14 protein-coding genes are annotated in these 14,298 nt (G+C 61.2%); 11 read left to right on the top strand and 3 right to left on the bottom strand.

The genetic code is table 11. The features are described 5' to 3' along the window. Positions 1-15: 15 nt before the first annotated feature. The 7 genes from MKZ91_RS03125 (at position 16) to MKZ91_RS03095 (ending at position 6,359) form a co-directional block, all read left to right on the top strand. On the top strand, positions 16-729 hold the full coding sequence (locus MKZ91_RS03125; RefSeq protein ID WP_336167888.1) for a hypothetical protein: 714 nt from the start codon (positions 16-18) through the stop codon (positions 727-729). A gap of 67 nt (positions 730-796) precedes the next feature. Next, positions 797-1,564, top strand: coding sequence for an EAL domain-containing protein (locus MKZ91_RS03120; protein WP_336167886.1), 768 nt, complete (start codon positions 797-799; stop codon positions 1,562-1,564). Positions 1,565-1,893: 329 nt separating this feature from the next. Beyond that, entirely contained in the window at positions 1,894-2,220 is a 327-nt protein-coding gene (locus MKZ91_RS03115; RefSeq protein WP_336167884.1) for a hypothetical protein, read from the top strand. A gap of 175 nt (positions 2,221-2,395) precedes the next feature. Then, positions 2,396-2,776 carry a hypothetical protein gene (locus tag MKZ91_RS03110; RefSeq protein WP_336167882.1) on the top strand — a complete coding sequence of 127 codons (381 nt, stop codon included), beginning with the start codon at positions 2,396-2,398 and terminating at the stop codon, positions 2,774-2,776. Between the two features lie 59 nt (positions 2,777-2,835). Beyond that, positions 2,836-3,510: a response regulator transcription factor gene (locus tag MKZ91_RS03105; RefSeq protein ID WP_336167881.1), complete on the top strand. Its 675-nt coding sequence runs from the start codon at positions 2,836-2,838 to the stop codon at positions 3,508-3,510. Further along, complete coding sequence (locus MKZ91_RS03100; RefSeq protein ID WP_336167880.1) at positions 3,507-4,976, top strand: sensor histidine kinase; 1,470 nt, start codon at positions 3,507-3,509, stop codon at positions 4,974-4,976. The genes MKZ91_RS03105 and MKZ91_RS03100 overlap by 4 nt, the downstream gene beginning before the upstream one ends. Positions 4,977-5,105: 129 nt before the next feature. Continuing rightward, positions 5,106-6,359 carry an adenylate/guanylate cyclase domain-containing protein gene (locus MKZ91_RS03095; RefSeq protein ID WP_336167878.1) on the top strand — a complete coding sequence of 418 codons (1,254 nt, stop codon included), beginning with the start codon at positions 5,106-5,108 and terminating at the stop codon, positions 6,357-6,359. A 64-nt stretch (positions 6,360-6,423) separates the two neighbouring features. Here the strand turns inward: MKZ91_RS03095 and hutC are convergent, their stop codons facing one another. Continuing rightward, positions 6,424-7,191: a histidine utilization repressor gene (gene hutC, locus MKZ91_RS03090; RefSeq protein WP_336168575.1), complete on the bottom strand. Its 768-nt coding sequence runs from the start codon at positions 7,189-7,191 to the stop codon at positions 6,424-6,426. A 198-nt stretch (positions 7,192-7,389) separates the two neighbouring features. Further along, positions 7,390-7,566: a hypothetical protein gene (locus tag MKZ91_RS03085; protein ID WP_336167876.1), complete on the bottom strand. Its 177-nt coding sequence runs from the start codon at positions 7,564-7,566 to the stop codon at positions 7,390-7,392. A 340-nt stretch (positions 7,567-7,906) separates the two neighbouring features. Here MKZ91_RS03085 and repA point away from each other — a divergent pair, with 340 nt between their 5' ends. The 4 genes from repA to MKZ91_RS03065 all read left to right on the top strand — a co-directional run bounded on the left by repA (position 7,907) and on the right by MKZ91_RS03065 (position 14,011). Beyond that, complete coding sequence (repA, locus tag MKZ91_RS03080) at positions 7,907-9,103, top strand: plasmid partitioning protein RepA (protein WP_442892196.1); 1,197 nt, start codon at positions 7,907-7,909, stop codon at positions 9,101-9,103. A 3-nt stretch (positions 9,104-9,106) separates the two neighbouring features. Further along, positions 9,107-10,117 (top strand): plasmid partitioning protein RepB, encoded by a 1,011-nt coding sequence (repB, locus tag MKZ91_RS03075; protein ID WP_336167873.1) that lies wholly within the window; start codon positions 9,107-9,109, stop codon positions 10,115-10,117. Positions 10,118-10,272: 155 nt separating this feature from the next. Beyond that, the gene (repC, locus tag MKZ91_RS03070; protein ID WP_336167871.1) at positions 10,273-11,571 is read left to right on the top strand and encodes a plasmid replication protein RepC; all 1,299 of its coding nucleotides are present in this window, start codon (positions 10,273-10,275) and stop codon (positions 11,569-11,571) included. A gap of 1,267 nt (positions 11,572-12,838) precedes the next feature. Then, positions 12,839-14,011, top strand: coding sequence for an RHE_PE00001 family protein (locus MKZ91_RS03065; protein WP_336167869.1), 1,173 nt, complete (start codon positions 12,839-12,841; stop codon positions 14,009-14,011). Positions 14,012-14,066: 55 nt separating this feature from the next. Here the strand turns inward: MKZ91_RS03065 and MKZ91_RS03060 are convergent, their stop codons facing one another. Then, positions 14,067-14,282 carry a hypothetical protein gene (locus tag MKZ91_RS03060; RefSeq protein ID WP_336167867.1) on the bottom strand — a complete coding sequence of 72 codons (216 nt, stop codon included), beginning with the start codon at positions 14,280-14,282 and terminating at the stop codon, positions 14,067-14,069. Between the last annotated feature and the right edge of the window lie 16 nt (positions 14,283-14,298).

Genomic DNA, 14,298 nt, shown 5'->3' with positions numbered 1-14,298 from the left:
GTATGGAGGTTTTTCATGGCTATGACGCACATAGTCACCCGGAGCATCATGATCCTGACGCTGGCGGTCGCGCCGGTTGCAGGCGGTACCCTTGGGCTGATCGACAGCGCCTATGCCAAAGGCGGCAACGGTGGTGGTGGCGGTAGCGACCATGGCGGCGGCCGCGACGGGGGTCACGGCGGTGGATCCGAGCGCGGCAAATCCGGCAAGTCGGGCGGAGCCACGGAGACGAAGGGCCACAAGTCCGGCGCGACATCGTCCCGCAAGCAGCAACCCTCTCACGCCAAGGCTTCCGAGAAGGCCACCAAGCCGGTAAAGGTCCAGAAGGCAATGCCCGAGAAGATCGCCAAGTCGCCTGTTCTCTCCGATCCTGTGGTGGATGAACCTGTGGCGCCCGGCTCGACACCGGGGTTCCGCTCTCTCAATCGCAATTACCACGCCTATCTCAACGCCAATGACCCGAAGATGGCAGCGATTTCCGCCTATGCCGTCGCCTATGCGGAGTTCGAGGCCGAAAACGGCGAAGACGCCATCCCGACGGATCCGGCATTGAGCGATGAGGCTCTGCGCGACGCGCTTGCAAGCTTCACCAAGGACGGCGTGGTGACAGACGAGATGGTCGATGAGGCCAAGGGCATCCTTGGCGTTGGCCCGGACGTCGGCAAGATCGACGAAATCCGTGACACGCTCCCACCTCCGACCGAGACCAAAGAGGAAGCAGTCCAATAAGCGATAGACCGCGGCCCATTTCGTGTGGAGCCGCGGTCAGACCGGGACATGGATCCGTGGAGGCTGAATGTTTGACCGCGTTGTGAATGTGTTTGATCACGCTGCGATGCAAGGGCGCGTCGGGTTTTCGCTTCAGCACGTCAATTGCATCGCCGACGTCGGTCGTGTTCTCTACTCGGAATGTCTGAGCCGGATCGTCAAGACCGACGGCGAGATCATGGTCGCCAGCGAATTCATCAGCTATCTGGAAGCGACCGGCCGCGCCGCCGCACTTGACCGGCACATGCTCTCGCTCGCCTTTGACTGGCTGGCGGGTCACCCATCCGGCGACCTCGGTTGCAACCTGTCGGTCGAGAGCATTGCCGACGAACGAAACAGGGCGCTCCTTTTCGACATGCTCTGCGCGAACCAGTGGCTCGCGCCACGTCTGGTGCTGGAACTGACGGAGAGCCTGCCGATTTCCGCTCTTCCCGTGGCAAGCCGCTTCCTTCAAGCCGTGCGCGACCTTGGCTACAGAATTGCCGTGGACGACTTCGGAACCGGCTTCTCGACGCCTGAGGCGCTGTTGTCCTTGCCGGTCGACATCGTGAAAATCGATGGATTGTTCCTACGGCTGGGGTGTGGTGAAGCGGAACGTTTCCTCTTGCACATGGTCGGTCTTGCGTCGTGTGTCGCCCCGGTCGTGGTGATCGAAGGCGTTGAAACCTATGCGCAGTTCGAAGCCGCCGAGACTGCCGGTGCGACCCATGTGCAAGGATTTCTGCTGTCCGAACCAACCCTGAACCCGTTGTTTGGCGGCGAATTGCGGCACGCGCGAAACGCGATGCTGTGCTGACAGAGGGCGGGCTTCCCGCCGCTTGATGTTTTCCTGACGTTTACGCCCCACCTTCCCAAGCGATTTTCTATGTCGATCCGGCTAAACGTGGCTTCGAAGGACCGGCCGATGGAAACGCCCTTCGACCTTCGCCTTCTTGGTGCCGCTTTTCGGTGGCTTGAAACGCGCCGTGCCCGCCGGAACACCCGGCGCAACGGCAAAGGTTTACCTTTGCAATCGGCCCCAGCGCGGCTGGCGGGTTACCCGCCGCAAGACCGAAGGGCCAGGACAACAAGAGAACGCAGACGCTCTGCCGCAACCGGCCCTCCCCCGGTTCTCGCAAGCGTGTGATGGCGATGAAGACGATGAAGTTCAGCAACGGGTTCAAACTCACCTCCAAACCGAGCCGCCGCCTGCCGACGGAATATTTCATGCTGGCGGATGTGCAATTCGAAGGGGCTGTCATCGGCTATCTCGCGGACCGGCCCATCCGCGAGGCGGTGACGGACGGCGATGGCCTGCGCTACCGTTTCGTCGGCGTCGCGCCACGTCTGGCAAGCGGCGGTTTCGACGTGCTGGCGCTGCGTTCCGGCGAATGGATCGTTCAGCCCGGGCTGGTCTATGCAGCCGACACCAAAGCGATGCCCTCCGCCAGTGGCGCCGATCGCGCCGCCTGACGGCACGCACGCCTCTTCCTTGCGCAATGTCCCTGTAATCTTGGCCCTTTAGCTCCCGGTCTGTTGCTGCATCACGCCTGGAATCGCGAGCGATCGGGCAGTGCGGCAGATCAAGCACGACAACGGGCTCGTCGTGTCCATACGGACATGACACCGTGAAAAACCGGGATCCGTCATGTTCTTCAGCAAAGGGCGTCGCGCCCTCGCCTGTCTTGCCGCCGCTGCCATTCTTCTTTCCGGCTGCGCATCCGATACGATGAAAACCTATATCGGCCAGCCGGTAGAATCCGTCATCATCGACTATGGGCCGCCAACGAACATTCTCGATCTCGGCTGGAACGAGAGGGCCTATCAATGGCGCAAGATCTCGACCAATGTCGTCTCCGGCAGCTCGAGCGGCGAAATCAAGGACACCCGTCGCGGAATGCGCTACGAGGAGTACACAACTCCTGGATATGTCGAGGAGCAGGAGTGTTTCTACACCTTCTATGCCCGCATGCAGCAGGGCCGCTGGTACATCACCAACTTCCGGCAGCCGAAGCTGGAATGCGAATAGGACGTCGAGGCTGACGGATCGGCGCGCCGACGCAACGTGGGCGCAAAAGGAGGACTGGCATGCGCATCTTGCTGCTGGAGGACGAGCCGGAAATGGCCTCGGCACTGAAGGCGGCTCTCGCCCGGCGCCAGGTGATCGTCGACCACGTGTCGACACTCGCCGATGCCGAAGCCGCCGCAGAGCTTTGGCCCTATGACGTCGTCGTGCTCGACCGGCGGCTGCCGGATGGCGAAGGCCTCACGCTCATTCCGAAATTGCGGACCCTTGGCGTCGAGGCCCCGATCCTGATGCTGACGGCGCTCGGCGCGATCAACGATCGCGTCATCGGCCTCGATGCCGGCGCCGACGACTATCTTTCCAAGCCGTTTGCGGTGGAGGAACTGATGGCCCGGTTGCGGGCGCTTGCACGCCGGCCGGTCACGTTGAAATCGGAGCAGGCCAAAGTCGGGCGGCTGACTTACGATTTCCGTCACCGCGAGGCCGCCGTCGACGACAAGCCGCTCGACCTCTTGCGCCGGGAACGGCTTGCACTTGAAGCGTTGATGCGGCGGCCGGGACGAACCGTGCTCAGAGCGACGCTCGAGGAATCAGTCTACGCCATGGAGGACGAGATCGAGTCCAATGCGCTCGACTCCCACCTCTCGCGCCTGCGCCGCAAGCTCGACGAAGTCGGCGCCGGGGTCGAAATCAGGGCCATCCGCAACCTCGGCTATCTCCTGCGCGCAACGACATGACGACACCTCGTCCCCGCTCGCTGCAATGGGTTCTCGTGCGCCGGCTGATCCTGCTCCAGGCAGCAACGCTCTTCGTATTCATCGGCCTCGTCATTTCGGCCCTGTTCATCGCCCAGCCGCGGCTCGTCGTCGACAACGAAGCGGCGGTGGACATTCTTAAGCGCGCGGTCGGGCGCGACGGCAACGGAATGCTGATGATCCGGGAGAGCGAGGAGCTACGCGATTTTCGCCGGTCCTATCCCAATCTCTGGTTCGTGATCCGCGACACCGGCGGCCAGGTCGTCAAACAGGGAAACGTCCCCGATCCCTACAAACTGAGCAGCGGCGACCTCCTTGGCAGCGTGCAAGGAGCAACATTGTCTTTTGGAGATGGCGGGACGCTGCCTGACGCCATCCTTCACAACGCGGAAACCAACGCGGGTCGGGTCCAGATCATCGCCTCGACCGTATCTTCGCGCCGCGATGGGGGGCCGCTGGACGTACAGATCCACATCAACGTCGATGTCGCGCGCGATCTCGACGGCACGACGACCTGGACCGAGGTCGTGCCGGTGCTGGCGCTGCTGGTCCTCTGCTTCCTTCTGCCGATCGTGCTGGTGATGGGGGTGACGACGCTGGTGACAACGCCGGCTGTCGTTCGCCGCGCTCTGGCCAGTCTGGTTTCAACCGCCGATCAGGCGGGTCGCATCGACATCGACAATCGGGGCGTCCAGCTCAAGACCGAACAGGTCCCAACCGAAATCGCCCCGCTGGTGCGGGCTTTCAACAAGGCGCTTGCACGGCTTGGCGAGGGGTACGACCAGCGCAATCGCTTCCTGACCGACGCAGCGCACGAGTTGCGTACGCCAATCGCGATCCTGCGCACCCGCGCCGAACTGCTCCAGGAGGAGCCCGAAAGCGCGCGGCTCCGCCTCGACATAGAACGCCTTTCGCATCTCGCCCAGCAACTGCTCGACCGGCAGGTACTCGAACACGCAGGCGGGACGCCCGAGGTGATGGACCTCGTCTCGCTGGCGCGCAACATGGCCGCAGATTTCGCACCGCTGGCATTCGAAGCCGGTTACGAGCTGGCGTTCGAAGCCGAAGTGTCAACAGCACTCGTCAGTGCCCGGCCGCGTCAGATCGAGCAGGCTGCCGCCAACCTGTTGCGAAACGCCATCGACCATGGCGGCGGCACAGGCACGATCACCGTTTTCGTCGACGCCGATGGCGCTCTCGAAGTCCAGGACGAAGGGCCGGGCATTCCTCCCGAAGAACACGAGCGCGTCTTTGAACCCTTTTATCGGCTGAGGCCGCGGTCGACCGGTGCCGGGCTCGGGCTAAACCTGGCGCAAGAGATTGCCCGCCTGCACGGCGGTCGTGTTGAAATTCTCGCTGGCTCCTGGCGGGGGGCGCGCATCCGTCTGCAGCTGCCACTCATTGACGCCGCTCCATCGGCGCGGCAATCAGCACCCGGTTCCCTTTAGTCCCGGGGGTGGCATCCTTTTCTCAAAAGCTTTCGGTGTCCCCCTTATCAAGGCGCAACGGATGCTCCACATTTGCTCCGATACAGAGCGAACGTTGCCTCCCGCGTTCGATTGCCACGGAGAATTGAAATGCAGACGTCATCTCAGGCCCCCTCGCCTTCTCCTGATGAACGAAGCTGGCCGGTCCGACGCAAGAGCGTACTCGACTGGCTGATCATCGAGACGCGCGACCAACGGTTCATAGACAATATCCTGGTTGAGATGTGCGAACGGTTGCAGGCAGCAGGCGTGCCGGTCGCACGCGCGACGCTGCATTTCCGGATCAACCATCCCCAGTGGCTCGGCGCCCGTATCCTTTGGCGCAAGGGCCTGTCCGAGGCCGAGATAGACCTCTATGACTACGGGACCCAAAATACGGCCTTGTACCTCAACAGCCCGCTATACGTGATCAACAATGGTGGCGCCGAGGTGCGCACGAACCTCGAGGCTCTGACAGAGGAGCAATCGCAAAACTCTCTCTACGCCGATCTGCAGGCGGAAGGTTTGACCGAATACGTCGCCTGGCCGTTGGAACACACGCTCGGCAAGCGCCACGTGGTCACCTTCACCACCGACCGCAAGGGCGGGTTCGAGGACGAGCACCTTGCCTTTCTGTCCGAGCTTCTGCCGGCCCTGGCGCTGGTCAGTGAAATCAGGCTCAAGAACCGGTTTGTCCGGACGCTGCTCGAGACCTATGTCGGGCCGCATGCGAGCGAACAGATCCTGGCCGGGGCCACGACCCGCGGTAGCGGCGTCACGGTCGGCGCCGCCATTCTGATTTGCGACCTCAGGAACTTCACCAAACTGTCCGACCTCTGGCCGCGTGACGACGTGATCGATCTGCTCAACGCCTATTTCGACGCCATGTCGGAACCGATCGAGCGCCATGGCGGCGAGATCCTCAAGTTCATGGGCGATGGTCTGCTGGCGATCTTCCCGCTCAGCAACGCGAATGCAGCCGAAAATCTGCTCGAGGCCATCCGCGAAGCGGAAGCGGCGATCGCCGCGTTGAACAAGGACAATCAGCAGAAAGGCCGTGAGCCTCTGGGCTACGGCATCGGCGTGCATGTCGGCGATGTGATGTACGGCAATATCGGCTCGCGTCGACGCTTGGATTTCACGGTCATCGGCCCTGCGGTCAACATCGCCTCGCGACTGGAGAGCCTGACCAAGGAAACCAAGCGTCCCGTGCTGCTGTCGCGCGCGTTTGTGGAACTGGCCGGCTGCTCCGCCAGCATGGAGCATCTCGGCGCCTATCCGGTCAGAGGTATCGGCGAGCCCATCGATGTCTTCGCCTTCTCCGGCAATGGTCCGACGCCGAGCTTACGTGTGGTCGCTGGATAGCCAGCCATACGCAGTTGGTTGTCCGCGGACAACCAACTGCCATCGGGCTGCATTCGGTAGCCGGCTACCCGATCGGACTTGGGGCGAACTGGGCGACGAGCTCGTGGCGATCGCCCGGATAGGTCAAACGCACATGCGTGACTGGCGCGCGGCCGCTCCAGGTGCGCCGCTCGATGACCAGGCAGGCGGTGCCGGTGGAAATATCAAGCGCCTGCGCAGCCGCTTTGCTCGCCGCCACGGCCCGGATGCGATGTTCGGCCGTACTCCATGGCACTTTACCGAGCAGCCACGAACCAGGCGCTGCGGCCTCGAACAGTTCGTCTTCCGCCTCCGGCACGGCGGAAAGGCTGATGAGGCGTTCCTCGAAGCAGAAGGGACGACCGCCAGCGAAGTGCCGGCACGTCACATCCAACAGTCTCTGGGAGGTTGGCAGGTCAAGGCGATCCACGTCCTTGCCTTCGACTTTGCGGACCTTTCGCTCCTCCAGCCGGAAGCTGTAGTCGAGCCCCAGCGATTGCACCTCGAGCTTGACGTCATGGATCTCCATGACTGCCGACTGCACCTGCGGAAAGGTTACATAGCTTCCCGATTTGCGTCGCCGCTCGATCAGCCCACGCTTGACGAGTTCGGTCAACGCCTTGTTCACGGTCATCCGCGAGCAGTCGTACTGCTCGGTCAGCTCGTGCTCGAATGGAATGCGGTGACCCGGCGGCCACTCGCCGGAAAGGATGCGCCCTTCGACCTCTCCGAGGATACGTTGGTGCAGCGACAGGGGTTGCCCCTGCTCGCCGGCGGCGTCCTTCGAAACGGTAGGATCTTCAATGGTGTCCATGACACCAAACTTAAACATTTCACGGCGGCGCAACAGCCCTTCCCTGTCGGTTTCACGTTTTTCCACGGGAGGTAGTGGCGCGCATCGTTTCAGCGGCGGTTCACAGGCAGGGCCTGTGTGTCCGTTTAGCAACCCCGGTGGGCACGCGTTGACAGCTGTCAACGGGCGACATCAGCGCGAAAAGGGATCGCGCAACGATCAATAGAAGAGATGCCACGGCGTCATGAAGGCGCGCGCCCATTCCTGGTCCCGGTCGGCGTCATCGTTGTCGTTCGCCTTCACGTTAGCGACAGCCTCTGTCTTTGCCGGCTTCAGGGTCGCTTTCGGCGCCGGCGGCGCCAGGTAACCAAGGGTCATTCCGCCAAAATAGGACATAGCAGGCCTTTCGCTCGGATCTCGTTGAACACAATCCTGACACAATCGGAGCCGCTGTCAATGGTCTATAAATTCTATGCCTTAATCAGATATTTTCTCCCACCACCCAAGACGCCTCTCGTGGCCAGGAAACGAGCCGCTCGCCTCGCTGTTGCGGCGCCCGCGAAAATCGGTTGTCCGCGGACAACCGGCCGGAAAGTGATTGCTAACCAAGCCTCTGAGGATCGCCAAAGTCCGGCTTTGCTATGCATTTGTAATCGCGCACCGAATCGGAGCATAGTGCATCTGCGCATATTGTTCCGATATGACGATTTTTGCGCAGTTTTCGGAGAACTCGATGTTGCAACAGAAAATTCAGAGCCACGACGCACAGGAGCATCTGCCGACGCTCTTGGCCGCCGATGCTTTGGAACTCGCACATCAGCTTCAGCAGCACCAAAAGAAAATCTTCCCTCCGCAAGCGCAAAAGGCAATGCGCCTCTTCAGCCCGGCCGAAGCCGCCGCCTTCATTGGAATCGGCGAAGGTTATCTGCGCCAGATCGCCTCAGAGGGCCACGGCCCGGCGCCCTTGTCAAACGGCCGACGCATGTACGCCGTGTCCGACATCGAGCGGATCCGCCGCGTCCTCGATGATGGCGGCAAATCGGGCAAATACATCCCGCATCGTCGCGCTGACGAGAAGCTGCAAGTCATATCCGTGATGAACTTCAAGGGCGGCTCGGCAAAGACGACGACTGCGGCCCACCTTGCCCAGTACCTGGCCCTTCGCGGCTACCGGACGCTCGCCATCGACCTTGACCCGCAAGCGTCGCTCTCCGCACTCTTCGGTCACCAGCCGGAGCTGGATGTCGGCGAAGGTGAAACACTTTACGGTTCCATCCGCTACGACAACCCGCGGCCCGTTACCGATATCGTCCGCTCGACCTACACGGCCAATCTGCACCTTATCCCCGGCAATCTCGAGCTCATGGAGTTCGAACACGAGACGCCGAAGGCGATGATGACGGGTGGTGCGGCCGAGACGCTGTTCTTTGCACGCATCGGCGACGTTCTGGCGGATATCGAGAGCTTCTACGATATCGTCATCATCGACTGCCCCCCACAACTCGGCTTTCTCACCATGTCCGCGCTCTGCGCCGCCACATCGGTGCTGATCACCGTGCATCCGCAGATGCTCGACGTCATGTCGATGTCGCAGTTCCTGTCGATGACGAGTGAACTGATGAGCGTCGTTGAAAAGGCTGGCGGTCGGACCAGTTACGACTGGATGCGCTACCTCGGAACGCGCTTCGAGCCGAACGACGGGCCGCAGAGCCAGATGACCGGCTTCATGCGGGCCATTTTCGGCAATCGCATGCTGCAGAATGCGATGGTGAAATCGACCGCCATCTCCGACGCCGGCGTGACCAAGCAAACGCTCTATGAGGTAGAGCGGTCGCAATTCGTCCGCGGCACGTATGACCGCGCCATGGATTCCCTCAACCTCGTCAACGGCGAGATTGAGGAACTCATCCGCAAGATCTGGGGGAGGAAGTAATCCATGGCCCGCAAGAACCTTATCGGCATTTCCGACGACCGGGCCATCGAGGCGGAAGCGGACCTCGGCCGTTCGTCGGTCGATCGTCCGATTTCCGGACTGATTTCCGCCGCACGACCGGCAAGCCCGGTTGGCGGCATCACCCGGTCCCTCTCCAACATCACGCAGAAGGTCGAGCGCGCACAGGAACTGGAACGGCAACTTGCCGAAGGCCTGGCGGTGGTCGAACTGGACCCGGCACATGTCGACGCGTCCTTTGTCGCCGACCGTCTCGGGGTTGCTGCCGACGCGCAGTCCGCGCTCGCGCAGCAGATCCGCGAGCATGGCCAACAGGTTCCAATCCTGGTTCGACCGCATCCGGCCGAGGCTGGGCGTTTTCAGGTCGCCTATGGACATCGCCGGCTTGCCGCTGCCCGTGAAATCGGCGCCAAGGTCCGCGCGGTTGTCCGCGATCTCAGCGACGAGCAACTGGTCATCTCTCAAGGACAGGAAAACAATACCCGCACGGACCTTTCATTCATCGAGCGATCGCTGTTTGCGACCCGCCTCGAAGATCGTGGTTTCGCGCGTGACGTGATCATGTCCGCCCTTGGCGTCGACAAGGCCGCCCTTTCAAAGATGATCACGGTCGTTCGTCGGTTGCCGATCGATCTGATTGAGGCGATCGGCCCGGCACCTTCCATCGGCCGCCGTCGCTGGACCGAACTCGCCGAACTCCTGGAACAGGACGGCAAGGCTGAAGCGGCCGCAGATTTCACGAACGACGAGACGTTTCAGGCACGAGACAGCGACCAGCGCTTCGAGGTCCTCTGGGCATTTCTCAGGGCTGCCAAAACGAGGACCAAGGCTGTTCGATGGCTCGCGCCGGATGACACGGCTCCGGTCAGAATACGGGAAACAGAGAGCGAAACGACGCTGTCCTTCAATCGGAAACAGGCGCCGGGCTTTGCAGATTTCGTGAGGCAGAGGCTCCAGTCTCTGTACCTCGAATATCAACAGGAAACAGGAGACTAACTGAGCAAAAGAAAAAGGCTTCCGAACGACTAGCGCTGCGGAAACCCTTCTCTCGTGTAGCAACTAGAGAATCCCATTTCCGCGAATCGGTGTCAAGAGTTTTAAACGTCGTTTCGGCGAACGGATTTCTTTTGCCTTGGAAAAGGTGAAGAAAAATGGATTGCGGGATTGTCTCGACGCCCTTCGGGCGGCGGTCGATGACGCTTGGCATGTTGGCCCACCAACTTTCCAGCGTTCCGACTGTCGACGATGGGGCCGTCGATAAGTGGAAACTATTTCGTACGGTTTGCGCTGCGAAAAAGAACCTCGGGGTTTCCGATCGTTCGCTCGCGGTGTTGAATGCCTTGCTGTCATTTTACCCCAAGACCGAACTCGATGCGGCCAATGGCCTGGTCGTGTTCCCCTCCAATGCACAGCTGTCGGTTCGCACGCATGGCATGGCAGAAACGACGCTCAGGCGTCATCTGACCGCCCTGGTCGACGCTGGCCTCATTGTCAGGCGTGACAGCCCCAACGGCAAACGCTACGCCCGTCGCGACCGCAAGGGTGCCATCGGGCAGGCCTTCGGCTTCGATCTTGCGCCGCTGCTTGCGCGGGCCTCAGAGTTCCAGGCAGAGGCCGCACGCCTCGAGGCAGATCGCCGTTACCTGCAGACGATGCGAGAGCGGTTGAGCCTCTGCCGAAGAGACGTCATCAAGCTGCTCGAACTGCTGCACCAGTTCGACATCGACGCTGCCAATGTCGCCGAAGCGCGTTGCCAAGCAGTCTATGCCACCCTTTCGCGCAAACCGACCATCGTTGAAGTCGAGCACGCCCTCGCTGTTTTCGCAGCACTCCGTGATGAACTGACTAATCGATTGGAAAATTTGTTAAAAACACAAAATGCGGCTGCCAATGAACGCCAATATGAGCGGCACATACAGAATTCAGAATCCGATTATCTTTCTGAATCTGAACCGGCTAATGAAAAGGCTAAATGCGATTTTACGGCGGGAGAACCAGGTGAGCGCCTGACATCGGCACAACAGGCGATGGCTCCTCACGCCACGGGCCACATTCGATCTGACCGAACATCATCACCGGGAAAACCTGGTCCCTCTTCTCACGATAGACTGGTGCCGCTCGCCCTCGTTTTGAAGGCGTGCCCACAGATCAGCGATTATGGCCCGTCAGGCCGCATCATGAACTGGCGCGACCTGCAAACGGCTGCTGTTGTCGTCAGAACCATGCTTGGGATCAGCCCTGACGCCTACGACGAAGCCTGTGCGGTTCTCGGTGCCGAGACTGCCGCCATCGTTCTTGCTTGCGTGCTCGAGCGCATGGAGCACATCCATTCGGCAGGCGGGTATTTGCGCGACCTGACGAAACGGGCACGGAGCAGATCATTCGCCGTATCCGCCATGTTGTCAGCACGTCTGCGTGTTCAGACCGGACTGAGGGCGGCGGATGGCTGATCTACCCCGCGCCGAAGCTTCTCCAGCGATCGCCCGGAGCGGGCATTGCGGGTGCTGCCTTGTCAGTGAAAGGCAAATGAGGGAGACTGTGGATGAAGGGATTCGTTGATATTTCTGCGCTATTTTGAGGCTCAGGGAGTCGTTTTGAGATCCCACCAAACTTCGGAAAACATTGCTGATTTTCGCTCTTTCGGAAGAGAACGAGCTTTTTGGTTCCGCCGTTCGGACGGTAGCAAAAATACGGGCGGAGCCAGCATCTCTTTGCGCTCCTTAGGATAGGGCAAGAGGCGACGACTTGGTCCTGTGGAGAGGATCCGGATACGAGGCGTCGCCGGTCGAACCAGAGGACGAAACCTGCTCAGGCAGGCAGCTCTCGACCCTTCGTTGCCAGCTGTCAACACCGCTGGGGCACGGCTGCGGCAACCTCCCGCGGACGATAGCCCTAGAAGCGACAACATCGCCTGTAGGGCGAGCCGGCGCGTCTGGCTTTGATAGCTCTACCTGCATCAGAGGCACGTAGGCGAACCTTTGGGGGAACTGCAGCCGATGTCACAGCGCGTGCTTATCAATGGCCCCGCCGCGGGGGCAAATCGACGACATGTGGACTGCAGGCAGAGAAGAACTCTGCCTGCACAATCAACATTAGCGACGACGCAACCATCACTTATAGGGAAGCAAACCGTGAGGGGCGTGGGCGGATCGGAGATGGCGGTGTCAAAACCCTCTTGGCGCTGGAGAGGAACCGGCATGCTCTGGGCCGCGTGAGCGCCGATCCCAGGTCGCCCGACGGTAACGACGCAGATAATCGTGCAAGCGATTGCCGGTTAAAGTCGGGTTGGCCGGCTGGTGTTCCCACCGTTCTCGGCGGCCCCTCTGAAGGGGCAACTGGGTTCAGGAAACGTCCGCACAGCTTTCTGTCTTGGCGGGCTTGAAGTTCGACTTGGCTTGAAGGTGTTGACAGCTGTCAACACCAACGTGTCGATCCCGACATGGACCGGGACAACCAGCGTTGACCGTCATTTGCCAAGTTGACTGAACTACAACACCCTTGGCGCTCAGGCGAGGTGAGCGGTCCGCCAGCGCTCTCCGGCGGGATAGGCAATGAGACCGCCAGCACCTGGCATATGCGCCCCGGCACCTCCCCGACACCCTGCAAGCGGCGAGCGACACCAAAGGGGACGCGACGGTGGAGTAACCTTTCGCCTCTCTGTGACGGAAATAAGTATCGTGTTACGTTCCGTATTATCTGCGGCAGCCTTAGTTTGAAATGCGATACCAGAGCCCCGATCCGTACCATTCGACGCTGATTCCGCTGATGATTTCGGCCGAAGATGCCCTGGCACGCCTTGACGAAAGGACGAACCGTCACGCCGTCGAAGACGGCTATCGAGAGCGCGGACACTTCTTCGATGCTGTTGCTGCCCTTTGGGTCGCCGGTGAACTCGTGCATGTCGAGGATCTCGTGCTTCATGATGCCCGTATGGATGCACGAGCCCCGACACATGAGCTGACGATTGCGCATGCGGTTCTGCGGGCGCGGCGGCGCGTCTGGCTGGCCGAACCATCCTGGGCCCTGTCGACGCCCGGCCTATCGGCACTGAGAGGCGAGCAGCTCGCCGTCGCCAGCGGCGATGATGCCGCTTCCGCCGACCCAGACCAGCAGCCACCATTGGCGCATGGCGGAGGCGAGCAAGGACGTGCAGCCGAGTACGGCGAGGAGGACGAGGTCAATCCGATGGCGGCTGAGCTTGCGGCGATCGATGCGGTGATTGCCCGCTCACAGCAATTGCTGGACGCGCACGATCAGGACGCGCTGGACCTCGCGGAACGTGCCGCGCGTGCGACTGATCCGGAACCGCTCGGACAATTGGGCCTGCTTTTTGACGATGAATGGGACGAGCAGGCTCGGCTCGACGATTGGCGCCAGGCGATTGCGGCGGCGGACCAACTGCCACCGTGCCTTGGTGCAGCGCTGCTGTTCGACACATGGGAGCGGGCAGAACCGCTTCGTCGCCAGCATTGGTTGGGTTCGCTGCTCGTCAGCGCCTATCTGAGATCACGAGGCAAGGTGACCTCGCATCTCCTCGCTTTCAATACGGGCCTGAAAACGATCCGTCACGAGCGGCGACGGTCGCAGGATGCAATCACGCGGTGGAGCGCATTCCTGGAGGCGATGATCGTGACGGCTGATCTCGGGCTCAAGGAACTCGACCGGCTGTCGCTTGCCAAGACCCAGATGGAGATGCGCGTCCGCGACCGACGATCCAACAGCAGCCTCCCTGCCCTGATCGAACTGGTGTTGTCGCGGCCGATCGTTTCCGCCGCTCTGGTTGCCCATCACGTCGGCGTCACGCCGCGTGGCGCCTTGAACCTGGTGCGTGAACTTGGCATTCGCGAGATGACCGGCCGCGGGCGGTACCGCGGCTGGGGCGTGCTTTGAGGCATGTCGTGTCCGGTCGCGGCGTTGGCAATTCGCCGGCACGGTCTGCCCTAGCCTAGCCCATGGTGATCAGGATCAGGAGGATGAAAATCACCGGAACGAGCGCCAGTGCCGGAATGATGATGGCTGGATAGCCGAAGGTAACGATCGCCAAGAGCCAGATCAGCGCGCAATTGACCAGAAACAGCACCTTTACCGTTTGTGGTCCCTGCATCGCTTCCTTCAGCATCCAGCCGAATACCGGCACCTGGTAGACGATTTTCGCAATCATTGTTCTTCCTTTTCGT

Source organism: Ensifer sp. MJa1 (assembly GCF_037026475.1).
Classification (GTDB): Bacteria; Pseudomonadota; Alphaproteobacteria; order Rhizobiales; family Rhizobiaceae; genus Ensifer.
This window is presented reverse-complemented; position numbering and strand designations above follow the sequence as displayed.